Here is a 22,954-nt window from a genome sequence, read left to right as displayed (position 1 = left end):
GGGCCAGGCCGCCTCGGCGCGCATTCGGGCGGCGCTGCGCGACCTGTGACGCTCGATTGCCGTGCAACCGTGCAACAAGATTGAGGCGGCGTCAGCTCAGCCGGGAACGTGGATCGGGACGGAGTTACCGTCCGCCCCCGGAAGCAAGGATTCTTCCGATGAATCACGCGTCTCCACCGCCGGCACAGCACCAGGCCGCCCCACTACGCCCCGCCCGTTGCCGCGGGGCTACTCCACGCCGGAGTGTCGCACCGGCGGAACCCGCTGGCCTGACCTCCACCAGATGTGCAGCGCCCCGGGCTACCGCGACCGGGTGCTCGGATGGGTCGCGGTCGCGTGTTCCTGCTTCTGTCACGAGCAGGGGTCGCGGTGACCCGGGCCGAGGCAGAAACCTCGTCCGAGTTGGACGCGGTTGCGGCTCAGCTGTCATGGCCGCCGACCCCGTACTCGGCCGCGGCGGACTGGTGCCCGAACTGCGACTTCCCCCTCGACCGCACGGAGCACCACGGGCGCCGTCTCGGGTCCATCGTCGGCATTGCCGACATGCCGTTCTGTTCCTGCCCATGCGCTGACCCGCGGAGGCAAGGGCGGCGGAGCGCCCTCGGGATGTGCTCTACGACCGGCCGAGATGGTGGCTGGACCTGAATCCGGATCGCATCCACGAGAGCTGGAGGCGGCGTTCCTGGTGAAGCTGCTCTCCGAGCGCACCGCCCGGACGGGCCAGCGCGGGCCCTGTTGTGGAGGCAGGACCGGCGCGAAAGCCCCCGACGCTGCGGACTCGGCGTCGGGGGCTATTGGTCCGCGCCCGGAACAGCCCAGCTCCCCGGATGCGATCACCCGTCCGGGCGTTCACTCTTGGCCCATGAGCGAGCCATTGCCTGTTGAAGACGTGACAGAGTCAGCGCCCGTCCGGGTGCACGTGCCCACGCTGGACGAGGGGGCCCGCCCGTTCCGGCGGGTGGAGATCCTTGGCCAGCTGGTGGGGAAGGCCTACGGGCTGGCCGACGTCATCGAGTTCATGCGCCGCGCCGGCATCCATGAGGGCGACGTCCACGACCCCGGGCTGATCCACTGGCAGGGCGGCGGCCTCGCCGTCTGGGCGTAGCCGGCGTGGCGGGGCTCCGGCCACAACCCTGGCCGGGGCCTCCGTCGTCCCTGCGCGGGGAAGCGGGACATCCGGCGGCTACCCGGCAGACGGGGGCCAAACGGTCAGCTGGACGATTGTTTGCCCGGGACGCAAGTGGCAAGACGCTGGGCGCCGCCAGCCGTACCGTCCAGACGCCGGCGGCGGTGCCCCAGGCTGGGAGGCTCCGGGGCACCTTGAACGTCCAGGAGTGCCCCATGCCCCGCTTTCATTCAGCTCTGTGCCGAACGCCTTCGAGCCGGGGAGGGCGGTGGCCAAGTGTGGCACGTGGTCCGGGTCGGTGCGGTGTTCGCGCTGTGCACGCGTCTGATGGACCCGGTCACGCCGGTGATGCCGATCGAGGACGCGGAGAGGGTCCCCGTTGAGCGCCGATGTGCGCACTGCTGGGAGCGGCTGCTCCGCAGCGCACCGGGGCCGGGTGGGCGCGTGGCTGCGGCGCGCGTTGTACCGCTGGGTTGAGAGTCCGGGGCTCCACCCCGTATCGCGAGGGGAAGCCCCGGAGAGGCTCGATGATCGGGGTCGGGCCACGGGGCGGACGGCCGCCCTGGGGGTACGACGGCGTCCTGCTTTCACCGTGCGCCGGTGGGTGCACGCCGAGGAGGAGGCGCGCCGGACGCATCCAGGTGAACAGGTGGACCGCGCCGCTGCCACTACACCGCACCGCACGGGCTTGATAGCTACGACCAGCGCAGGATCGCGATCACTATCCAACCGATGATCGTGAGGACGATCAAGGCCAGGACGAGGGCGCCCCCCGCAGGATTCGGCTGTCCTCGTCTGCGGCTGCCGACGTGCTGGATCGATCCGACCTGCTTGGTGTGTGGACGCGGAGAGAAGGACATGGCAGGGCCTCCTTGCCGACGGCTTCAGTGTGTGGGCCCGGCCAGTACGGCGCACGTCGTGGAGCCCTCGCCTGCTCAGCTCTGGCCGCGGATGTCCCGCCACAGTCCCCGGCGACGAGGGCCATGATGCTGAGCGCGAGCGCGAGCGCGGCCAGGCCGAGGGCGACCGCGACGGTGGCGACGGCGAGCAGCGCGGCCGTGACGATCCCGCCGACTGCGGTCCAGCCGAGCACCTGGCGGACGTCCGGGCCGCGCCTGGCGGGCGCTGAGTAGTAGTGGTCCACCACGACGTGCTGCGGCTGCTGTGCGTTGTACGGCAAGCCGTGGTTCTGCTGTGGGTGTCAAGGTGGGGCCGCTGTGGTTCATGGCTCCCGAGATGCGCAAGATGTCAGGGGAGGAAGACGGCCGCCAGGCTGATGTCTACTCCCTTGCCCATACTCTGTCCGCTTTCATCCTGTCTTTGGGAACTCTGCCGCTGCCCGGAACCTTCCGCGCCGGGACCGAGGAGTACGACCTGAACCGAGGCTGGAAGGGCGACCATGACGCCCTCGACGCCCTGGAACACGTCCTGGAAGCGGCGACCCGCAATGAACCCCAGGATCGTCTGTCGATCAGAGACCTAGCTCAGGAGCTGGGGGTGTGGCTCAGCGCAGCCCGGGTGCCGCTCACCCGCAACCATGGATTCCGAACGGGATGGGGGCCGATGGATGACTACGAACGTGACGCCGCCGAGACCCAGCGCATCATGCAGTCTGCGGTCGCTGCTCTCGCCCGGACCGTTGGCAACACAAACGGTGGGGACGTGCCGCAGCCCCGCGCCTCCGAGTTGTGGCTCCGCACGTACGACTGGCAGCCGAACTCGCCGGAGGGTTTCGAGTCCGATGGAACGCTCACCGTCGCCGTTGAGCGCCCAGACGGCACACGCCGCGCCGTGCTCGGCGCGGCGTTCTGGGGGCGCGACGTGTCGTTCATCGCTGAAGTTCAGCGACGCACTCAGGGCGGCTGCGAGCTGGAGCACGGCTGGCCGGAGAGCGACTGGGCCCGCGCGCGTCTCCCTTCGGCCACCGCTGCGCTGAAATCGCTCACGGAGCGAGTACTGCAGCACCTCTAGAACGAGCTCTGCCGTCAGGCCGGCCCCGCCGTACCGCGTCCACGAGATGCGCAGCACCGGTCCGAGAGTCAGCGATAACCCGGTTATCAATCGGCCTGCCGGCCGCCCATGCCTGCCGCCGCCCGGAGAGCCCACCGCGCAACTTCCCTGGTGTCGCTCCCGCGATGCCCCCGCCGTTGTTCACGCCACCGATCCGCAGGAGAACAAGCATCGTGCCAGCCATCGCCCCGTTCAGAGAAGGAGATCCGATTCGTATTGGTCCCTACCGAATCGCTGGACGTCTCGGAGCGGACGGGATGGGCACTGTCTTCGCGGGCATGAATCCGGCGGGCACGCGGGTCGCGATCAAGCGCATGCACGTAGAGCACGCTCAAGACTCAGACTTCCGTGCCCGCTTCCACCGCGAGGTGCAGGTCCTGCAGTGCAGGTCCTGCAGCGCGTCCAGGGCGACTGCGTCGTCCCGCTCCTGGAAGCCGACGCCACCGCAGACCTCCCGTGGCTCGCAACCCCTTACATAGCCGGGCTCACCCTGCACGAGCACCTGCAGGCCCGCGGGCCACTGAGCGGAATGAACTCCACTTGTTCGCCGCAGGTTGCTCCCGCGCGCTGGCCGCCATCCACCAGGCGGGCGTCATCCACCGCGACCTCAAGCCTGCCAACGTGAACCGTCCGCCCCGGACTGCCGTTCTCGCACGCCGTCCAGGCAATGGAGATCAAGCGCCGCCGCACCAACCGCAAGACCGGCAAGGTCGAGACGAAGACCGTCTACGCCGTCACGAGCCTCACGCCCGAACAGGCCACCCCCGCCCAGCTGGCCCAACTCGTACAGGAGCACTGGTCGGTGGAAGCCCTGCACCACATCCGCGACGTGACCTACGGCGAGGACGCCTCACGCGTCCGAACCGGGACCGCCCCCGAATCATGGCCACCCTGCGCAACCTCGCCATCGGACTGATGCGCCAGGCCGGCTGGACCAACATCGCCGCCGCAGCCGACCACTACCGGTCACGCCCCGACCGCGCAGCCGTACTACTCGATCTCGCAGCCTGAGAACCCGGCGCTGCTCGCGACCAACGACACCGCTGTCAACGGCCATTGAGATGCCCAGGTGGGCGGTCTTCGGGTGTCCAGGCTGGTGGCCATCAGAAATCCATGCCTGTGGCCAGTGGTGTTCCTGGGGGTGGGGGTCAGTTCAAGGGGACCACTCCCTTGCCGGCGAGGGCCTCGGCGAGGCGATGCGAGTCGCCGGATGTCTGGACCAGGTGAGCGTGGTGCATGAGCCGATCGGTGCTGGCCCCGGCGAGGGTCTTGGGCATGATCGTGTCGAAGCCGGACGGGTGGATGTTGCTGGTCACCGCGATCGAGCGGCGCTCGTAGGCGGCGTCGATGATCCGGTAGAACGCCTCGGCGGCATCCTCGCCGACCGGCAATAGGCCAATATCATCAACGACGATGAGGTCGGCCCGGCAGATCCGCGCGACGGTCCGAGCGGTCGACCCGTCGACCTTCGACTTGCCGATCGCGGCGGCCAAGGTCTCCAGGGTGAACCACGACACCCGCAGGTCCTTCTCGATCGCGGCCTGCGCCAGACCCTCCGTGAAGTGCGACTTCCCGGTCCCCGACGGGCCGGCGATCACCAGATTCTCCGCCCGGCCGATCCACTCCAGGGTGACCAGCGAGTTCTGGGTCGGCTCGGGGATCGTGGAGTCCTCGGCCCGCCAGGACGCCAGGGTCTTGCCGGTCGGGAAGTTCGCCGCGTGCCGGCGAAGGCGGCGGGTGGCCGCGTCGCGGCCGGTGACCTCCTCGGAGATCAGCAGCCGCAGCACCTCGGCGGGATCCCAGCGTTGCGCCCGGGCGGTGGCCAGCACGTCGGGTGCCGCCTTGCGCATGTAGGGCAGGCGCATCCGGCGCATCAGCTTGTCGAGTTCCTCGGGGATCGCCGGCGGGTGGGGAAAGCTCATGATGAACGTGCCGTTCTCGTGTGTTGACGTGCGGTCAGGATCGGTGCCGGGACGGAGTGCGGTGGTTCAGCGGCCCAGGGCCTGCCAGCCGATCGTGCCGTTCTGGACGGAGTGGGCCTCATCGGCGCGGACGACCTGCGCGGCGGGCTTGTTGGCGGCGATGTGCTCCAGGATGGAGACCAGGTCGTCCTCGGCGAAGCGCCCGGCCGCGGCCGCGAGGCCGAGGGCCTGGTCGACCCGGTCGTTGCCCAGGACGGTGGCGAGTTCGACGGCGTGGGCCATCTTCGCGCGGATCCGGGCCGCTCCGGCGGGGCCGGCTTCCTTGAGCCAGCGGCCGGCGCCGGGGCCGATGCCCACGAACGCGATCTCCGCCTCGGAGCGGGGCTGGAGCCTGGGCTGGTGGACGCCGCGGCCGTCGGAGTGGTCGGGGTAGTGGGCGTCGATGATCTGCGGGACGCCGGGCGTGGACAGCTGGTGCCGCCAGATCTCGGCCAGGTCGCCGGACGGGGTGCGGGCGGTGATCGACAGCTCGTCGCCGACGACCCGGCACCAGACTCTGGCGCCGGTGTAGCCGGGCGGCGTCGAGTAGCGCACCGAGTTGAAGCTGACCGTGCGGTCCGAGCCGACCACCCGCTCCTCGCCCAGCGCGAGCGCCAGCGGCTCCAGCGGGAGGACGTGCAGCGTGGTGCGTTCGACGTCGAGCCGGTCGGCCGGGACCTGCCCGGTCGCCCGGTGCCGGCGCGTGTTCACCTGCTCGCACCAGATCCGGCAGGCGTCCGCGAGCTCGGCGAAGGAGTCGTAGGCCGGCAGCAGGTTCGCCTCGGTGGGGACCAGGTCGGCCTTCGCGATCCGGACAGTGGCCTCCGCCCCGCCCTTGCTCTCGGGGTCGTAGGGAACGCAACTGACGACCTGACAGCCGTAGTGCCGGCCCGCGGCGACCATCTGCGGATGCCGGACCGGGATCCCGGCGATGTGCTCGACGGTGACCGTCTTCGCGTTGTCGGTCAGCACGTAGGTCGGCGCCCCGCCGATCCTCCGCAGCGTGGTGTCCAGGCAGGCCACCAGCGTTCCCAGAGTGCAGTCCCAGACCGGGATCACCACCCGGAACCGGGACCAGGACAGCCAGGCGCAGAACAGCCAGGTCCGCCTGCCGTTGATCTTCGGGCCCTCGCCCCAGTCGAACTGCAGCCACCTCCCGGGCTCGGGGATCCACGGCCGGTAGGTCCGGCGCTTGCCTGCCCTCCACGCGGTCTTCGCCGCGTTCACCGCCCGCCGGGTCGAGCGCGCGCTGCCCTGGAAGCCCATCTTCACGAGCTTGTCGTGGACCACGTCCGCGCGGATCGACGCCTTCGACTGCTCGACCCACTCCTCGATCTTCTCCAGGAAGCCGTCGATCATCTTCGGCCGCGGCTCACGCTCGAACGGGTTCCGCCCGCTGGCGCGGGCCTCGACATACCGCTTGACCGTCTTCGGGTCGTGCCCCGTGAGCGCGGCCGCCGACCAGACCGTCTCGGTCAGGTCGTACGCCTCGAATATCTCCATGATCTCTCTGTCAGACTTCGTCACAGGACCTCTTCGACCGGTATCGCTGATGCTTCGCAAACACCAGCAAACCGGACGAAGGGGTCTCCTTCAGATAAGGAAGCGATCAGGAACACCGCAGGCTAGAGGCCATCTACCTGGATTTCTGGTGGCCATCAACCGGGACTCGACTGGCCGCACACCTGGACTCTGCACCACGGCCGCCGACAACCGCCACTCCACGTGCCTCGCCCCTGCCCCAGCTTGCCCCCTACGGGCAGCCCGCCAATCCCTATTAACGATCCAGAAGTGCGAACTCTGTCCACCACGGGTACGAGAAATTCAACCTCCTGCCATAGAACGTCACACCCTGGAGGTATCCCATGCGCTCCCAAACACGCCATAGGCATAGGATCACCCAGTCCACCAGCAGCGACACCCAGCGCTCTCGACGCCGGACCACAGCCCTAGGACTAGCAGCTCTAGCCCTACCCGCCGCGACTTTGACGGTCCTTGTAGTGTCGCCAGCCACAAATGCCGCTACCACATCGGGCGCACATCCCACGCATTCTGTACCGAATACCTGCAACGACAACCGTCACTGCGACGGAGATGGTTCCCAAGGTACAACTGGGTCCTCCGGGCCTGCTGGCCCCGCCGGGCCTACTGGGCCTGCTGGCCCCGCCGGGCCTACTGGGCCTGCTGGCCCCGCCGGGCCTACTGGGCCTGCTGGCCCCGCCGGGCCTACTGGGCCTACTGGGCCTGCTGGCCCCGCCGGGCCTACCGGAGCCATCGGCCCTACAGGAGCCAAGGGCGATACCGGAGCCATCGGCCCTACAGGAGCCAAGGGGGATACCGGAGCCACCGGCCCTACAGGAGCCAAGGGCGATACCGGAGCCACCGGCCCTACAGGAGCCAAGGGGGATACCGGAGCCACCGGCCCTACAGGAGCCAAGGGCGATACCGGAGCCATCGGCCCTACAGGAGCCAAGGGGGATACCGGAGCCACCGGCCCTACAGGAGCCAAGGGCGATACCGGAGCCACCGGCCCTACAGGAGCCAAGGGCGATACCGGACCCACCGGCCCTACAGGAGCCAAGGGCGATACCGGACCCACCGGACCCACCGGACCTAAGGGCGCCACCGGACCCACCGGCCCCTCCGGTTTGCTGACCTTGAGAGTGGTCAGCGCTAGTTCTGGAACCCTGACCGGTCCTGGAGCTTGGACAAACGTGACAGTTAACTGTCCTACAGGAACCGTGGCCACTGGGGGCGGTCTCAACCCAACCACCCCAGACGTTGAAATGATCGACAGCGCCCCCTCGGGAGGCTCAAGCACGACTCCCCCCACAGGATGGACCGCTGGAGCGAAACTCCGTTACGACGCCGGCCTACTAGCGACAGCATCATTCACCGTTTATGCCGTATGCGGTAAATAGTATTGGGTGCGGTTCCTCTGAAGGGAACGGCTGAACCCCGAGAACGCTGACTGGGGCTGTGCTCGCGGCTTCTCCTCTCTACGTTTGTGGTGGAGGAGGGTGGCGGATGGGCTCGCTGTTCGAGGAGTTGGAAGCATGCGAGGCGGCCGCCCGGGCGCGTGTGGAGGGGCTCGAAGCCGAGCTCGCCGAGCTGTCCGGGAAGCTGGAGCTGGCACGGGGGAGTCTGGAGCGGTTGCGGATCGCGCGGGAGACGGTTGCCGAGGTGCTCGCGGAGATGACCCCGGAGAAATCAGCGGCGGCTTTCGACCAGACGATTGCCCGTGAGTCGACGGCATCTGCCTATGCGGGGGCAGAGCGGCACGTGATCGGGGTGCTGACCGTGCCGAACTGGCAGCCCGGCATGGAGGTGGAAGTCCTGCCGCAGGTATATCGCGACATTCTGGAGGTGGTGGCGGACGCTCCCGGGCCGGTCCGCGCCAAACAGATCGTGCCCCGGCTGGCGTTCGGCGGGGAGCTGGTCGCGGATGATCGACAGAGCGAGCGGGAAGATCGCGGTGGCGGCTCCCTGGAGGGCGCGGCCGGCGATGAGGAGTGGGAGGGAGGTCGTCGTGGCGGCGAGGAGTGATCCGGCGATCATGACGGCGAGGACGGCGAGAAGGGTGCGTTTCTTGTCGTAGAGGTCACCGACGCGGCCGAGCAGCGGGGTGAAGACGGCGGCGGAGAGCAGGGTGGCCGTGGTGATCCAGCTGACGCCGGAGCTGCTGGCGTGCAGGTCGTGCGCGAGCAGCGGAAGGATCGGGACGACCGGGGTCTGGGCCATGGACACGACCATGGTCGCCAGACCCAGAGCCAGGATCGGGGAAGGGCCGCCGCCGTGGCTGGACCGGGCGGGTTGTATGAGGACCGGTACCAGAGCGGGAGCGGAACGGCTCACGTGCGGAGGCCTTTCAAGAGAGGACGCGGTGGCGGTCGGCCGCGCCGCGAGTGGGGCTGTAACAGGGGTGTGGGACGGTCAGGAGCGTCGCGGCGTCGTGCAGGCCGGGTGCCCAGGTGTGCAGATCGTGTTCGAGGAACGCGGCGAGTTGGGCCGGGTTGCTGTGGAGTCCTGGTGTGCGGGTCAATGCTTTGTCGATGTGCCTGGCCAGGGGGTAGAAGTCGCCGTGGCTGTCGCGTGCCTCGGTGACGCCGTCGGTGCAGGCCACGAGCAGTTCGCCTGGGTTGAGCTGGTGGACCGTTTCGCCGTCGGCCGCTTGGGGCTGTGTCCAGGCCAGTCCAATGGGCGGTCCGGGGGTGCGGGCAGGGGCTGTCGGGGATGAGGAGCACCGGTACTCGGGCGGTGTGGCTGACGGCGTCGGAGACCCGCGGGTTCAGCAGGCCGGCGAACAGGCCCCGGTGAGGCACTGTCAAGTTGATAGGGCTCTGCCCGTAGGATGATCATTTGGGTTGTAGGCCGCGAAGCGGTTCCTGGCGAAGCTGATGAAGAAGCAGTGCCGGGTGCCGGGAGTGCTGGTCAGCGACAAGCTCCGGTCCTACGGGGCCGCCCACCACCGCCCGCTCATGCCGTCGGTCGAGCACCGGCAGTCGAAGTACCTGAACAACCGCGCCGAGAACAGCCACCATCCGACCAGGCAACGCGAGCACGCCATGAAGGGCTTCCGCTCGCCGAGAGCCGCCCAGCAGTTCCTCGCCGCCTTCAGCCAGATCTCACCGCACTTCCGAGGCCCCGACGCCACCTGATGACCGCCACCGACTACCGCAGGACTTACACGACCTCCCGGGCTCTTCCAAGATTTTCGTAGCGAGTGATCGCTTCAACTCGCCTGTGGTGTCGCCTGGTTGGCGGTGAGACGCTGGCTGTGTGCGTTGTTGTGCTGGGGGACCTGCTGCCGCAGCTGGCCGCGGTGTGGGTCGAGCGGGTGGAGGCCAGTGACGATCTGCTGAGGATCACGGCCCGGACCAGGGATGACACCCCGGCGGCATGCCCAGCGTGTGGGCAGCCGTCGCGCTGGGTGCACTCCCGGTACGAGCGGCATGTCGCGGACGAGGCGGTGGGCGGCCGCCCAGTCGTGATCGACTTATCTGTACGTCGCCTGTACTGCGAGAACCCGGCCTGTGAGAAGGTCACCTTCGTCGAACAGGTCTCGGGCCTGACCCGGCGATACCAACGTCGTACGCCGGCCCTGCAGAGGGTCGTCGACGCGGTCGCCATCGCGCTGGCCGGATCGGCCGGAGCCCGCCTGCTGAGCGTGCTGCACCACGTACTGTCCTGGGCGTGCGTGCTGAACTGCCTGATGCGCATCACGCTCCCCGCCCGACCTGCGCCGCGAGTGCTGGGCATTGACGAGTTCGCCCTGCGCAGAGGCCACCGCTACGCCACGATCCTGATCGACGCCACCACCGGCGAACGGATCGACGTCCTGCCGGACCGCAAGATGGAGCCGGTCACGGCCTGGCTGAAGGACCACCCGGGCATCGAGGTCGTCTGCCGCGACGGTGCCGGAGGCTTCGCCCAGGCCGCGATGGACGCGAACCCCGCGATCGTGCAGGTGTGCGATCGCTGGCACCTGTGGCACGGCCTGGCCGAGGCCGCGACCAGCGAGATCAGGGCACACAGCGCCTGCTGGGCCAAGGCCGGCCCGCCACTGCGGGAGGGCACCCGCGCCGCGACCACCCGCGAACGGTGGCAGCAGGTCCACCAGCTCCTCGACACCGGCGTCGGCCTGCTGGAATGCTCCCGCCGTCTCGGCCTGGCCCTGAACACCGTCAAGCGCTACGCCCGCCACACCGAGCCCGAACGACTGGTGAGGGCACCCCTGTACCGGCCCACCCTGGTCGACCCCTACCGCGACCACCTGCGCCGGCGCCGGGCCCAGGACCCCGCGGTGCCCGTCACCCACCTCCTACGCGAGATCAAGGAACTGGGCTATACCGGCAGCGCGAACCTCCTGGTCCGCTACATCAACCAGGGACGCGTCGAAGCCGACCATGCCACCCTCTCCCCGCGCAAGGCCGCCCGTCTCCTGCTCACCGACCCCGCGCACCTGCGTGAGGACCAGCTCGTGCTGCGCGACCAGCTCGCCGGGCCTGTCCGCAGATGACTGCCCTGGCAAACGCGGTGACGGGCTTCGCCGCCCTGCTGATCCCGGCCCCGGCCAACGCCGACGCCCTGACTGGCTGGATCGCACAGGTCAGGGCAGCGGATCTGCCGTTCCTGCACGCCTTCGCCACGGCCTTGAACGCGACCGCACCGGCGTCGACCACGCCCTCACCCTGCCCTGGCACAACGGCCGCACCGAGGGCGTCAACAACAAGATCAAACTACTCAAGCGGCAGACCTACGGCCGCGCCGGCCACCGACTCCTACGCCAGCGCATCCTGCTCAGCTGAACCAGCTCCAAGCGATCACCAGCTACGAAAATCTTGGAAGAGCCACCTCCCGGACACGCCCCCTGCCCAGTTACCTTCTCCCGGGTCCCGGTGAAAGGCCGAGGTTGGGGCGTGGCTGTGAGGTGGAGCCGGCGGGCGGCCGAAGCCGGCTGCTCATCTGGAGCCGTCCAGGGCCTCCGTCTGAACCTCCCGGACGCGCCCCCTGGGTGTGGTCGGTGTTGGTTTGGTGATTCCGATGAGGGTGGCGGGGAGGGCGAGGAGCAGGGCGGTCATGCCGATGGCGAAGGTGAGGGTGAGTTGTCCTTCCTGCGGCAGGGCGGGGATTCCCGGTGGCGGGTCGTGGAGTGTGTTGGTGGTGAGGAGTGAGGTGACTACGGCTGAGCCGATCGCGCTGCCGGTGGAGCGGGAGACGGAGTTGATGCCGTTGGCGATGCCGGTCTCGTGCGGTGGGACGCTGGCCGCGATCAGTGCCGGCATGGCGGCGTAGGCGAGTGAGATGGAGGTGCCGGTGAGCAGGCCTGCCGAGATGACGGTGTTGCTGCTGTCGTGGGCGAAGGTCAGTAGTGCGAAGCCGGCCACGCCGATGAGGGTGCCCAGGGCCAGGGTGGTGCGGGCGCTGGTCTTCCTTACGAGGATGCCGCCGGCCTGGGCGACGATGAGGGCGATGAGGGAGCCGGGGAGCAGGTATTCCACTGAGGCGCGGAGCACTGAGGCGGAGAAGCCGTAGCCGGTCAGCGACCGTGGTGTCTGGGCCAGGGTGGAGATGCCGATGAACTGCGCGAACATGGCGAATCCGACGAGGAGTCCGGCCACGTTGGTGAATGCTATCTGTCGGCTTGTCAGGATTCGCATGTCGACCAGGGGTTCGGCGACCTTGTGCTCCACGAGCGCGAAGAGCGCGGCCAGCAGGCATGCCGCGGTAAGGCAGCCCAGGGTGGCGGCGGAGGTCCAGCCCCACGTGCGCCCTTGGGAGATACCCAGGAGGAGCAGGATGAGCAGGCCGGTCAGGGTGAGTGCGCCCAGGTAGTCCGTCCGGCCTCCGGGGCCGCGTCGTGAGGCGGGGGCCAGGAAGGCGACGGCGACCAGCGCCAGTGCGGCGAGGGCGGCTGAGATCCAGAAGACGGCGTGGTAGTCGGGGCTGGTGCCCTGGGTGAGTAGGCCGGTCAGGACGAGGGAGAGTCCGGATCCGACGGCGAGGGCGCTGCTGACCAGTGCCATAGCCCCGGAGAGGCGTTCGGCGGGGAGCTGGTCGCGGATGATCGACAGAGCGAGCGGGAAGATCGCGGTGGCGGCTCCCTGGAGGGCGCGGCCGGCGATGAGGAGTGGGAGGGAGGTCGTCGTGGCGGCGAGGAGTGATCCGGCGATCATGACGGCGAGGACGGCGAGAAGGGTGCGTTTCTTGTCGTAGAGGTCACCGACGCGGCCGAGCAGCGGGGTGAAGACGGCGGCGGAGAGCAGGGTGGCCGTGGTGATCCAGCTGACGCCGGAGCTGCTGGCGTGCAGGTCGTGCGCGAGCAGCGGAAGGATCGGGACGACCTGGGTCTGGGCCATGGACACGACCATGGTCGCCAGACCCAGGGCGGCGATCAAAGGAGCGCTGCTGCGCCAGCGCGTGGCCTGGTCCGGCGCCGAGGAGCTCATGATTATTTCTTTCTGTAGGTCGTGTGTGTCGCCGGGCTGGGGTGTCAGCTGGATAGTGGGTCGTCAGGGCTTGAGGACCAGCCGGACCGGGTTGCCTGCCTTGCTCTCGAGCTGCTCGACGGCGCGGGGGGCTTCAGACAGTGGCAGTACGGCGCTGACTGAGTGGGTGAGGTCGAGGCGGTGGTCGCGGATGAGGCGGACGAGCTCGTGGATGTGGGCGGGAATGGATCCCCAGTGGCCAAGGAGTTGCTTCTTTCCGGCGCTGAAGGCGGTGCCGTCGGCGATGGTGACGGGCTGGTTGGTCAGGCCGACCAGGACCAGGCGTCCTCCGGGGGTGAGGGTTCCGTCGGCGAGTGCGGCCATGGCCTGTTCGCGGACGGCCGGGTGGCCGGCGAAGTCGAGGGCGGCGTCGAGCCCGCGGCCGTCGGTGACCTTGAGGACCTGGTCGAGTAGTGCGGGGTCGGCCGGGTCCAGGGCCAGGTCTGCCCCTGACGCGAGGGCGCGGTCGCGGGCGGCGGGCAGCGGGTCGACGGCGATGATCGGGGCTGCTCCGACCAGGCGCAGGAGCTGGATGCCGTGGACGCCGAGGCCGCCGGCCCCCCATACGCCCGTGGCCTCGGCGGGCCGTATCGCGGCGGTCTGGGTGATCGCCGCCCACGGAGTTGATACGGCGTCCGGAACAAAGCACGCTTGTTCGAATGGCAGGTCGTCGGGGATGCGGACGAGTGTGGTGGCCTTGGCGAGAGTGTATTGGGCCCAGCCTCCGTCGTAGTCGAGGCCGCGGGTGACTGCGATGCCGTCGCGCAGCTGCCCGGATAGCAGTAGTACTCGTTCGCCGACGGCCCAGTCGGTGACGTCCGGCCCCAGTTCGGCGATGACGCCGGCGACCTCGTGGCCCAGCGTCACGGTGTCGCCTTCGAGGTGGAGGGGCTTCAGGCTGCCCTGGATCGCGTGGACGTCCGACAGGCAAACGCCGGCCGCCTCGACCTTGACCAGCACATGGCCGGTTCCGGGGACGGGAACGGGGACTTCCTCCATTCGCAGGGACTGATCGGCCAGGTGCAGGCGTCCGGCCAGCATGGTCTGCGTCATCTTCGCTCTTTCCTCTTGTGGTCTTCTCGTCCCGGTGGCGGGATCCGCCCAGCGGTTGTTCATGGCTGCGCAAGGCAGCCGGGAGCCGCGGTCAAGGCGTGCGATGAGTTACCCGAGCACGTCGTCAGGGCTGGTGGGTTCGGTCCGGGCCTGGTGGTTGAGGCGGTGGCGCAGAGCGGAGGAGCGCTCGTAGACCCGGCGGCGCACGGTCTGGATCTGTCCGACGGGCTGGTGCTCGGCGGGTGTGCGCCAGGGTGTGAAGGACAGTGCTTCCGCGCGTGCGGGGTTGTCCGCGGCGGAGACGTCCTGGGCGGGGATGTTCACCCGGGCCACGGTGACGAAGGGTGACAGCCGCTCGGGCCAGGGAACCGAGGTGTTCTCCACCGGTGTGGTCTGCAGGTCCGTGCACAGTTGGACCTGCAGGTCGAAGCTGTGGTCCGCGGCGTTCGCGTCGGATATCAGGGCGTCACGGACGGGATGGGCCGTCGAAGCGTCGATCGGCGGCAAGGGGGCTTCCGGGTGCACGGTTGAGGGGGTCACCCGCACCTTGGCGACGTAGTCGCCGTGGCGTACCGCGCCCATCGACCAGAAGGCGGTGTGGAGCAGGTGGGGCATGGGCTTGCCGACCGAGCCGGTCAGGGCGAACAGTTCGTCCCACAACCACCGCTCCCAGGGCAGCGAGCCGTCTCTGGTCACGAAGTCGTGGAACCACTTGGCGCGTCGGGAAGGGTCGCGCGGGCCGTCCGGCAGTTCGTTGAACAACCTTGCGATGCTGATGTAGTCACGTGCCGTGTTCGCGAAAAACACGGGATGGTTGATCAGGTTGTAGTCCATGGTGCCCGCGTCCGGCTCGTCGGACAGAGACGGCCCCTGGACACCGAAGAGCTTGATCGCCATTCCGCACGCGGTCCCCAGCCGGGTGTCCGGGCCCAGGTGTCCCAGGCCATTGGAGTACCGGACCAGTGCCCGGTAGCGCCCGGCGGACGCGAACAGCCCCTGCGCGTAACGGGGATCCTCCACGGGCAGGACCTCGACCTCGGCGCGCATCAGGCCGTAGGCCTTCGCGTGTGCGAACCGCACGGCCCGGCCCTCCCCCTCGAGCTCCACCGACGCCCGGGTGGCACGCTCGATCTCTCGGACCACCGCGTCGAGGTCGGCCTCGAAGCCGGGACCGTAGTCGGTGTCAAGGTCATCACAACGTATCAACTGCATGATCTGGCTTTCTTCCTGGCGGGCCGGACTCTTCCCGCTTGCGCGCGTGGTGATCTACCGCCCCAGGGCGCGGACGGGCTGCCCGGCTGTTGATGGTGTTTGGGTTCGATAGGCCGTCAGATGCCGACGTTGCGACCCGGCGGACAGGTCGTGGTGGGCGGTGAAGTTTTGTCAGACGGTCGACGGTGTGGGGCGTTCAGGCGGTGCTGGCCGTGGTGTCAGGGATGAGGAGTACGGGGATGCGGGCGGTGTGGCTCACCGCGTCGGAGACCCGCGGGTTGACCAGGCTCGCGAAGAGGCCGCGGTGGTGCGGTCCCAGGATGAGCAGGTCGGCGCCGTAGCGTTCGGCGGCGCTCGAGATCAGCGCGGGGATGTCGGTGATGAACCCGTCGCGCAGTTCGCCGTCCGCGGGCACACCCTGCTCGTGCAGGGTGCGCAGCGCCTGGTTGAGTACCTGGCGTGCCGCGAGTTCGTCTTCCAGCGCGACGGCTTCGGTTCCGGTGGCGGCCGTGGCGTCGACGTGCAGGACGTGGACCGTGCCGCGCGAGGGACCGGCCAGGCACATCGCGGTCGTCACAAGCCGGTCGCGTGCGGGGCAGGAGTCGAGAGCGAGCAGTATGTTCCGGAACACGGTGGATTCTCCGTGGGGGAAGGTGCCGTGCCGCACGGTCTGAGTGCGGCTGGGTGGCGTGGATCGGCTGCGGTGAAGGGGGGTTCAGCCGCGGCTGTGCCTGAAGTGGTTCAGTTCGGTGTCCCAGTCGATCAGGTCCGCTTCGGCTCCCTGGGGGACCAGAGCGAAGGCCCGGGTGGCGAGCCAGCGGCGCACCGGCTGAGCGGGTATCGCGAGCAGGGCTGTGGCTTCCCGTCCGCGAAGCATGATCTGCAAGTCGAGCTGGTCAGCAGCGGGGGGCCAGACCCGTACGTCTCCCAGGCCGGTGGGCTGTTGCAGGCCTTCCCACACAAGATCGCGCGACAGCCGCCAGACCGTCACCGTCCCGGTAGGGGCGCGCAGGTCGAGCGTGAGCGCGAACGGGTCCCGGCTGTCGTAGCCGAAGCGCAGCGGCAGTCCGAGTGGCTGACTGTTCCCGACAGTCAGCCGGGCGTCCACGTCGAGCTGGACACAATCACCGGGCCGGTGCTTATAGTCCGGCCGCGGGCGGTGCGGTGGTACGAGGTGCACGGTGTCTTCCTGGGGAGGGCTGGGCAGGCAACCGATGAGGGGCCTGCGGTGGTACAGGTCCGAGGGGTTGGTCCTGTGCAAGGGCGTTGGGGCGGTCGGAAAGCAACCAGACCTGGGTCTGATGGGTGCGGATCACCTGTGATACCCAGGAGGTCGCGGGTGACCTCGTCCCCCAGGCCGAGAGCGGCGATGTCCGCGGCGGCGTCCCGGGGCCTGGGCAAGGATGGTCGCGTGGGCGTCCAGGAACGGTGCGACCATCGCGGGGATGGTCTCGGTGTCGTCCGGTGGGCGCGGTATGCCGGTGACCTCGGCGGCGTGGCGCGGGTCGCCGAACCACTGGGCCGCCCGCGGAGTTGCCACGTCCGGCCGGGGCGGGCCGGGGTGACCTGTGTCTGCGATCGGTCACCACAGGAACTGGGCCAGGTGTAGCAGCGCCGCGGTTCCGTCGGCGGGGCCGGTTCCGGTCCATTGGACCCTCGGCTGGAGGCGGGCCGCAGCTCTGCTCGGGGCTGGGGCGGAGGCCGGGGTCTGGCAGTCGGGGCACAGACGCAGGCCATGACCGGTGGGGTCCACCATGGTGGCCCAGCCATGGCAGGTACGGCAGGTGCGGGCCGCGGCGAGGTCGAGACGGAAGCCCGGACGTGGGACGCCGTCGGCAATCACCGCGTCACTGCCTTCGGCCTTCGGGAGACCCCTTGGGCTTCCAGGGCCTCGACGTACTCGAGCAGGCGGACTGCCTCAGTAAGGCTCAGTTCCGCGTCAGCGCTGTGCGGCCCGGTGGCGGTGGCGCGGCGGAACGCTCCGCAGTGGGTGAAGGACAGGCGCAGCGTCCATGCGCCCCGTACCGCCTCCACCGCACCCGCGTCCTGGCGTTCTGTCACGTCCCAGCCGAATAGCCGGGCCGTCGCCTTGAGGTAGAACGTGTCGTCCCCCAGGCGTCGCTCCCCGCAATGGGTGAGCGCGGGTATGAGCGGTGGGGAGACGGATGTCATCGCGCCTTGCCGGGCTTGGTGAGAGGTTGCAGTCATTGCTGGACAGCTCTCCGCTGTTCGATGGACGGTGACGGCGCACGCTTGGCTCTTCGCCCACCGGCGGGTGGCCTCGGTCCCGGCCGGAACGACCGGTCCGGGCTGCTGCCACCCGCCGGGCCGGCGGGCGAGGTACTCGCGGGGGCGCGCGCCAGGGTGGGTGTTTTAGTGGTGGGCGAAGGCGCTGGTGGGGATGACCTGGCGGAACAGGTCGCGCTCCAGGGCGATGCCGTCGTCCAGAGGCAGGGCGAGGCCGTCGAGGATGGCGCGCTTGGCGGCGAACAGGGCGGGGGCGGGGTTGCGGGTCAGCTGCGCGGCCCAGTCCTCGGCGAGCTGGGCGAAGGCCTCGGTGGGCAGGACCGCGTTGAGGATGCCCATGCGGTGGGCCTCCTCCGCGCCGATGATCCGGCCGGTCAGGATCAGGTCGGCGGCCGGTCCCTTGCCGATCAGGCGGGGCAGGCGCTGCGTGCCGCCACCGCCCGGGATGATGCCGTTGCGGATCTCGGGCTGGGAGAAGTGCGAACGCGCGGAGGCGACGCGCAGGGTGGAGGCCAGCGCGGTCTCCAGGCCGCCGCCCCAGGCCTGCCCGTCGATCGCGGCCACCACCGGCTGCGGGATCGACTCCAGCAGACCCAACGCCCGCGGCCAGGCCCGCCCGGCCTCCGGGGTCAGGGTGCCCGCCGCGGCACGGCGCAGGATGTCCAGGTCCGCGTGCTTGATGAAGATCCCGTCGATCCCACCCTTGAGCATGACCACACTGACCTCGTCCGTGCGCTGCGCGATGTCCTCCAGCAGACCGGCCAGCTCCTCCAGGGAGTCCAGGTCCATCTGGTTGTCCGGCAGCCGCCCGAACATCAGCACCGCGATCTTGTTACGCGTCTCAACCGTCCAGTTGCCCATGGGAAACACCTTTTCCATCGTCTGAATGCGGGAGATTTGGGCGTGGGAGATACGGCGGCGCGCGGCGCAGCACGGGTGCCGTGCCGTCACGGCCCGGTCTGCTCGGCGGACTGCTCTCCCGGCCCGGCTAGAATGAATATTTCCTACGATGATCGAGGCTGTCAACTCATTCTCTGCCGAAACAGATTCCTACCACCGGGCGACAGCTGAAGGCTCGGCGGGGCCAGGATTCCCTGCAAATGGGAAGCCAGAGGCCTCTGGGGAAGGTCGTGCCGGGCAGGTGCCGCGCCGACGCTGTCGGCCTCGGGTTGACGGGAACCCGAGCGGCGGATGAATATTTATGTCATGTTTGAAGAGTCAGCAGCCCGCTGGCGGGTCCTGGAGGCGGCCTACGCCGTCTTCAGTGCCCGTAACTTCGAGGGCGCGCAGATGCCCGCGATCGCCGAGCGGGCGGGGGCCGGCATGGCCACGGTCTACCGCCACTTCCCTAGCAAGATCGCGCTGGGCAACGCCGCCTACGGCGACGCCCGCGGCGACCTGGTCGCCCGCCTCAGGCGGGTCCACGCGCGGTCGTACCCATCGTTTGCCGAGGAGTTCGCCCAGGTCTGGCACTGCTACACCGCGTTCGCCGCCGAGCGACCGGCCGCCCTGGAGTTCATTAGCCAGCCCAGTGCGCACTTCCTCGATGGGGAGAGCCGCGCCCTGCGCGACGAGTGCCTCGCCATCGGGGAGGACTTCATTCACCGGGGCCAGAAGGCGGGGGTGGTCCGCCCCGGGGACCCCCGCACTCTGATCATGATGGCCTACGGCGCTTTCGCGCGGTGGCTGCACCACAGCCCGCCCGCCGCCCCCGGCCACCCCGAACCCGCCGGATCCGACCAGGCCCGCGACGCCGTCTGGTCCCTCCTCGCACCCTGTCGCGCCGCAGTCCCGCTCGCCTGACCCGCGTCGCGGTCCGGCTCGAACTCGTGCCAGTTTGACCAATAGCCCGCCGAGCAGGGAAGATTCATTCTAATGTCCGAGAAGAAGCCAGACCTCCGCCGCCGCATCCTCGACGGCGCCTACGGTGCGTTCTGCATGCGCACCTACGCCGGGGCCCAGGTCCCCTTCATTGCCGAAGTCGCCCAGACCGCGGTCGGCAGCCTCTACCGCTACTTCCCCAGCAAGGAAGACCTCGGCAACGCCGCCTACCATGACGCCGTCACCGACCTACTCGCCAGGGTCAGGCAGGTCCATGCCGCACGCCATCCCTCTATCCGGGCCGAGTTCGCCCAGTACTGGCAGTGCAACGCCGACTTCGCCAGCGAGCGCACCGCCGCCTACAAGTTCCTTGCCCAGGACAACACCGCCTTCCTGAACGAAGAGAACCTCGCCCTGCGCCAGGAGCTCTACACCGAGGCCACCGGTTTCATCCGGCGCGGCCAGGAAGCCAGCCGGATCCGGTCCGGCGACCCCCGGCAGCTCGTCGCCCTCCTCCACGGAGCGCTCCTGCAGTGGGGCGCCTACCTCTACCCCGCGAAGATCAACGACCTCCCCCAGGACCAACGCGAAACCGCCGAAGAAGCCTGCTGGGGCATCCTCAAGGCATAACCGGATCGAAGCCAGCTCCCGGCTCACGCTCCGGCGGCGCCGTCTACTACGCGGACAGTAGGCGCTGTCAGTCAGTAGTATAAACCGGCTGGTGGTTGGGGTTATCGGCGGCCGGTGGAGAGTCGGCCGTCGAAGGCCTAGCGGTTGCCCCTCGTGGTGCCATCGGCCGTCTGGGAGTTCATCAGCGGGCCTCTGGCCCAGGACCCCCGCCGGGTCGGGAAACCCCTTCTGGAGCCCCTCAAGGGTATTTGGAGCGCGGGACGGGGCGCGTACCGCGTCCTGTACCGACTGGATGACTCAGCGCGCGTTGTGCGCGTTGTGCGGGTTGAGAGGATCGACCACCGTGCCGACGCCTATCGGCCCTGACAGTGTGTCGTGCTCGGGTTGCGGCTCAGTCGGGAGTAACACGTGAGCGCGGCGGTCAGGCCGGTGCGGTCGGCGGCCTGCCGCAGCAGCACCACACCAGCATGGCCGACCAGGTTCCTGTCGTCGGCCCGCACGAGCGACTGGCCCCCCGACGAGTAGCCAGCCCAGTATGGGATTTTCCCATTCGGCTTGCGCCCCGGGGTGCCGTTGGCGCCCCCTTACCTCCTGCGAGTTCTGACCCGTACTCACCCCACACCCATCAACCACCCACCCGGAAAAGCGCCAACGGCGCGCCCGGCCCCACCCCGGTGGCCCCGAAGGGGACACGACCACCCGTCAAGGCCCCGAAGGGGCCGGCACCCAGGCGCCCAACCGGCGCCCAAGGGCCCGGAGGGCCCGCGAGTGGCGCAGCCAGCCGACGAAGCCGTCCACGGGCAGGAGCTGCGCGACTGCGCCGCCCACCAGGGCAGTCCGCTGCGGCCCGGCGACACCGTGCTGGTGCGCACCGGCTACCCCGCCCGTGTCCACGGCGTCGGCCCCTGGGACCCCGACCGGCAAAGCGCGGGACTGCAGCCGAACGCGATGCCCGTCCTCGACGGAACCAGGGCCCGCGCCCTGGGCAGCGACGGCGACAGCGACACCCGCCCCGGCCTGGTCCCCGGCATCGCCTGCCCTGTCCGCGTGCGGCGGTATCTCGTCCTGCTTCGGACCTGGCTGCCACCCCGGTGGCGGCTCGGGATGACTGTCCGCTTCACCTGCTGGGACGTCATTACCCGTGCCGTCAGACGGTCACGCGCTTGTTGACGTGACCGACCCGGGTCCGCGTGTCCGCCTGGTGACGGCAGATCAGTGCATCGGGTCTGTCCGGACGGCTGCTGTCCGGCCACCGGCACTGTGCCTTCGGGCGCGGTGTAGCGGGGGCGCCAGTGCGTTGTTCATGACTTCGGCGTAGCGGTGCGCGGGCTCCCAGATGCGGGCCGGGTCTGGATGGCGGGCTCGTGCGGGTGCCGGAACTCCAGGCGGGTGCGAACGACCAGGTCAGCGCTATGGGCGAAGAATTGCTGGGTGTGGGGCTGGCTGCCATGCACTTCAAAGGCTGCCCTGTCGCGGTAAGCCTCGTAGAAGACGCGGGCGAGCGGCTCACCCTCGACACTGTGGACGGCACAAGTGAGGGTGTCTGGCTCCAGTGCGCGCACGTCGGCGGCTGTCTGGGCGGCCAGTGCGTCGAAGGCCGCAGCCGCGGCCTCGTCGGAGAGGTCAAATCTGACGGTGAGGGCGAACATGCCTGTCCTTGTCCTTGTGCGGGGATTGAGGCGGGAGGACCGGCGGCAGCTCATGTGACCGTGAGGACGATCTTTCCGGGAGTGCCGGCGCTGGTCCGGGCCAGGTGGTGGGCCTCGGCTGCCCCCTCCAGGGGGAAGGTCCGTGCGATCTGTGGGCGCAGTAGCCCTGCCTCGGCGAGCCTGGTGCTCTCCAGCAGGCCTGTTCGATCCGGCTGGACGAGCATGAAGCCAGCCGCGATAGCGCGCTTGGCGGCCTCGGGGGGCTCTGTCACGTTGTCGGTCGGGGCGTGAGATGATCTTGGGGTTGGTCGTGCCGGGGAGGTTTTGTTCGTGTCGTCGACGTCGCCGTCGTACAGGAACCACTGCTACCCGGCGGAGGTCATCGCGCACTGCGTGTGGCTGTACTTCCGGTTCCCGCTGTCGTTTCGTGAGGTCGAGGAGGTGATGCTGCAGCGCGGCGTGGTCGTCTCCTACGAGACCGTGCGCCGCTGGTGCGCCAAGTTCGGGCAGGCCTACGCCACCAGTTGCGCCGCCGTCGGCCCCGGCCGGGCGATAAGTGGCATCTCGACGAGGTCTTCGTGAGGATCAACGGGGCGCGGCACTACCTGTGGCGGGCCGTCGACCAGCACGGGAACGTCCTGGACATCCTGGTGCAGTCCAAGCGCGACGCCAAGGCCGCCAGGCGCTTCATGGCCAAGCTCATGAAGAAGCAGGGCCGCGTGCCCAGGGTGCTGATCACCGACAAGCTCCGCTCCTACGGCGCCGCCCGGCGCGAGCTGATGCCCTCGGTCGAGCACCGCGCCCACAAGGGCTTGAACAATCGAGCCGAGAACAGCCACCAGCCCACCCGCCAGCGAGAACGCGCCATGAAAGGCTTCCGCAGTGCCAGCGCCGCACAGAGGTTCCTGTCCGCGTTCAGCGGCATCAGCCCCCATTTCCGGCCCGGCCGCCACCTCCTCGGCGCCGCCCGGCACCGGCTCGAGATGATCCTCCGCTTCACCGTCTGGGACCACGTCACCGCCGGCATCGGCGGCCTGCCTGCCACAGCCTGAACCAAGTCCCGAACCCAGCCCGGCCACGGCCTCCCACACCGTCAGACTGTGTTTTCAATCTGTTTGCCCAGGTCAGCTTCATGATTGGCAGTCGGTTCTGCCGTGGCGTTCGGTGCGGCGTCACAGTGACGCCACGCCGAACGGGTCACGATGTCGCCCTCGGTCACCCTGAGGGGCACCGGGTGCACCTCGTGCCCAGCGAAGC

Annotated in this window: 21 protein-coding genes and 5 pseudogenes; 12 read left to right on the top strand and 14 right to left on the bottom strand. The window is 69.2% G+C overall.

The features are described 5' to 3' along the window. Positions 1-889: 889 nt before the first annotated feature. Positions 890-1,105, top strand: coding sequence for a hypothetical protein (locus BS83_RS03205; RefSeq protein ID WP_232248028.1), 216 nt, complete (start codon positions 890-892; stop codon positions 1,103-1,105). A gap of 769 nt (positions 1,106-1,874) precedes the next feature. Here BS83_RS03205 and BS83_RS45045 read toward each other — a convergent pair. Then, a complete protein-coding gene (locus BS83_RS45045; protein ID WP_157596866.1) occupies positions 1,875-2,306 on the bottom strand; it encodes a hypothetical protein in 432 nt (143 codons plus the stop codon). A gap of 14 nt (positions 2,307-2,320) precedes the next feature. On the opposite strand from BS83_RS45045, the gene BS83_RS03200 reads away from it, so the two are divergent. From BS83_RS03200 to BS83_RS48205, 3 genes are all read left to right on the top strand, one after another. After that, positions 2,321-3,097, top strand: a complete 777-nt coding sequence (locus BS83_RS03200) for a hypothetical protein (RefSeq protein WP_037600735.1) — start codon at positions 2,321-2,323, stop codon at positions 3,095-3,097. 706 nt (positions 3,098-3,803) lie between these two features. Continuing rightward, positions 3,804-4,052 (top strand): transposase, encoded by a 249-nt coding sequence (locus tag BS83_RS43480; protein WP_084713105.1) that lies wholly within the window; start codon positions 3,804-3,806, stop codon positions 4,050-4,052. Continuing rightward, positions 4,019-4,147, top strand: coding sequence for a hypothetical protein (locus tag BS83_RS48205; protein ID WP_269664832.1), 129 nt, complete (start codon positions 4,019-4,021; stop codon positions 4,145-4,147). The genes BS83_RS43480 and BS83_RS48205 overlap by 34 nt, the downstream gene beginning before the upstream one ends. Positions 4,148-4,284: 137 nt before the next feature. Here the strand turns inward: BS83_RS48205 and istB are convergent, their stop codons facing one another. Further along, the gene (istB, locus tag BS83_RS03190) at positions 4,285-5,058 is read right to left on the bottom strand and encodes an IS21-like element helper ATPase IstB (protein WP_037599587.1); all 774 of its coding nucleotides are present in this window, start codon (positions 5,056-5,058) and stop codon (positions 4,285-4,287) included. Between the two features lie 66 nt (positions 5,059-5,124). Next, positions 5,125-6,600 (bottom strand): IS21 family transposase, encoded by a 1,476-nt coding sequence (gene istA, locus BS83_RS03185; RefSeq protein WP_037599589.1) that lies wholly within the window; start codon positions 6,598-6,600, stop codon positions 5,125-5,127. Between the two features lie 1,524 nt (positions 6,601-8,124). Here istA and BS83_RS48790 point away from each other — a divergent pair. Then, positions 8,125-8,643 (top strand): hypothetical protein, encoded by a 519-nt coding sequence (locus BS83_RS48790; protein ID WP_051942547.1) that lies wholly within the window; start codon positions 8,125-8,127, stop codon positions 8,641-8,643. On the opposite strand, the pseudogene BS83_RS48785 reads toward BS83_RS48790, so the two are convergent. After that, a pseudogene (locus tag BS83_RS48785) lies at positions 8,575-8,838 on the bottom strand (MFS transporter); the annotation flags it as partial. The gene BS83_RS48790 and the pseudogene BS83_RS48785 overlap by 69 nt on opposite strands. A 127-nt stretch (positions 8,839-8,965) precedes the next feature. Further along, positions 8,966-9,319, bottom strand: a pseudogene (locus BS83_RS03170) (SpoIIE family protein phosphatase); the annotation flags it as partial. A 148-nt stretch (positions 9,320-9,467) separates the two neighbouring features. Here BS83_RS03170 and BS83_RS03165 point away from each other — a divergent pair. Together BS83_RS03165 and BS83_RS03160 are read left to right on the top strand one after the other, a co-directional pair. Further along, a pseudogene (locus BS83_RS03165) lies at positions 9,468-9,817 on the top strand (DDE-type integrase/transposase/recombinase); the annotation flags it as partial. A 51-nt stretch (positions 9,818-9,868) separates the two neighbouring features. Beyond that, positions 9,869-11,405 (top strand): annotated as a pseudogene (locus BS83_RS03160) (ISL3 family transposase). Positions 11,406-11,558: 153 nt separating this feature from the next. Here the strand turns inward: BS83_RS03160 and BS83_RS03155 are convergent. The 7 genes from BS83_RS03155 to BS83_RS03125 form a co-directional block, all read right to left on the bottom strand. Next, complete coding sequence (locus BS83_RS03155) at positions 11,559-13,046, bottom strand: MFS transporter (protein ID WP_051942546.1); 1,488 nt, start codon at positions 13,044-13,046, stop codon at positions 11,559-11,561. A 63-nt stretch (positions 13,047-13,109) separates the two neighbouring features. Then, positions 13,110-14,138: a zinc-binding dehydrogenase gene (locus BS83_RS03150; RefSeq protein WP_037600728.1), complete on the bottom strand. Its 1,029-nt coding sequence runs from the start codon at positions 14,136-14,138 to the stop codon at positions 13,110-13,112. Positions 14,139-14,246: 108 nt separating this feature from the next. Further along, on the bottom strand, positions 14,247-15,350 hold the full coding sequence (locus BS83_RS03145) for a catalase family protein (RefSeq protein WP_037600726.1): 1,104 nt from the start codon (positions 15,348-15,350) through the stop codon (positions 14,247-14,249). A 196-nt stretch (positions 15,351-15,546) separates the two neighbouring features. Next, a complete protein-coding gene (locus tag BS83_RS03140) occupies positions 15,547-15,981 on the bottom strand; it encodes a universal stress protein (RefSeq protein WP_037600723.1) in 435 nt (144 codons plus the stop codon). Positions 15,982-16,065: 84 nt separating this feature from the next. Continuing rightward, complete coding sequence (locus BS83_RS03135; RefSeq protein WP_037600722.1) at positions 16,066-16,458, bottom strand: SsgA family sporulation/cell division regulator; 393 nt, start codon at positions 16,456-16,458, stop codon at positions 16,066-16,068. A gap of 731 nt (positions 16,459-17,189) precedes the next feature. Next, positions 17,190-17,522, bottom strand: coding sequence for a hypothetical protein (locus BS83_RS03130; RefSeq protein WP_037600719.1), 333 nt, complete (start codon positions 17,520-17,522; stop codon positions 17,190-17,192). Between the two features lie 201 nt (positions 17,523-17,723). After that, a complete protein-coding gene (locus BS83_RS03125; RefSeq protein WP_037600716.1) occupies positions 17,724-18,458 on the bottom strand; it encodes an enoyl-CoA hydratase/isomerase family protein in 735 nt (244 codons plus the stop codon). A gap of 345 nt (positions 18,459-18,803) precedes the next feature. Here BS83_RS03125 and BS83_RS03120 point away from each other — a divergent pair, with 345 nt between their 5' ends. From BS83_RS03120 to BS83_RS46240, 4 genes are all read left to right on the top strand, one after another. Continuing rightward, a complete protein-coding gene (locus BS83_RS03120) occupies positions 18,804-19,400 on the top strand; it encodes a TetR/AcrR family transcriptional regulator (RefSeq protein WP_037600713.1) in 597 nt (198 codons plus the stop codon). Between the two features lie 72 nt (positions 19,401-19,472). After that, the gene (locus BS83_RS03115) at positions 19,473-20,048 is read left to right on the top strand and encodes a TetR/AcrR family transcriptional regulator (RefSeq protein WP_037600711.1); all 576 of its coding nucleotides are present in this window, start codon (positions 19,473-19,475) and stop codon (positions 20,046-20,048) included. A gap of 153 nt (positions 20,049-20,201) precedes the next feature. Then, complete coding sequence (locus BS83_RS48780) at positions 20,202-20,414, top strand: type II toxin-antitoxin system RelE family toxin (protein ID WP_408640957.1); 213 nt, start codon at positions 20,202-20,204, stop codon at positions 20,412-20,414. A gap of 402 nt (positions 20,415-20,816) precedes the next feature. Next, the gene (locus tag BS83_RS46240; protein ID WP_037600709.1) at positions 20,817-21,218 is read left to right on the top strand and encodes a cyclase family protein; all 402 of its coding nucleotides are present in this window, start codon (positions 20,817-20,819) and stop codon (positions 21,216-21,218) included. A gap of 131 nt (positions 21,219-21,349) precedes the next feature. Here BS83_RS46240 and BS83_RS03105 read toward each other — a convergent pair whose 3' ends face one another. Then, a complete protein-coding gene (locus tag BS83_RS03105; protein WP_063774081.1) occupies positions 21,350-21,697 on the bottom strand; it encodes a putative quinol monooxygenase in 348 nt (115 codons plus the stop codon). A gap of 50 nt (positions 21,698-21,747) precedes the next feature. Continuing rightward, a complete protein-coding gene (locus BS83_RS03100; RefSeq protein ID WP_037600707.1) occupies positions 21,748-21,969 on the bottom strand; it encodes a zinc-binding dehydrogenase in 222 nt (73 codons plus the stop codon). Positions 21,970-22,027: 58 nt separating this feature from the next. Between BS83_RS03100 and BS83_RS03090 the strand changes: the two are divergent. After that, positions 22,028-22,749 (top strand): annotated as a pseudogene (locus BS83_RS03090) (IS6 family transposase). Positions 22,750-22,954: the final 205 nt, after the last annotated feature.

The sequence above is a fragment of the Streptacidiphilus rugosus AM-16 genome, from assembly GCF_000744655.1.
In the GTDB taxonomy this organism is placed as follows: domain Bacteria; phylum Actinomycetota; class Actinomycetes; order Streptomycetales; family Streptomycetaceae; genus Streptacidiphilus; species Streptacidiphilus rugosus.
This window is presented reverse-complemented; position numbering and strand designations above follow the sequence as displayed.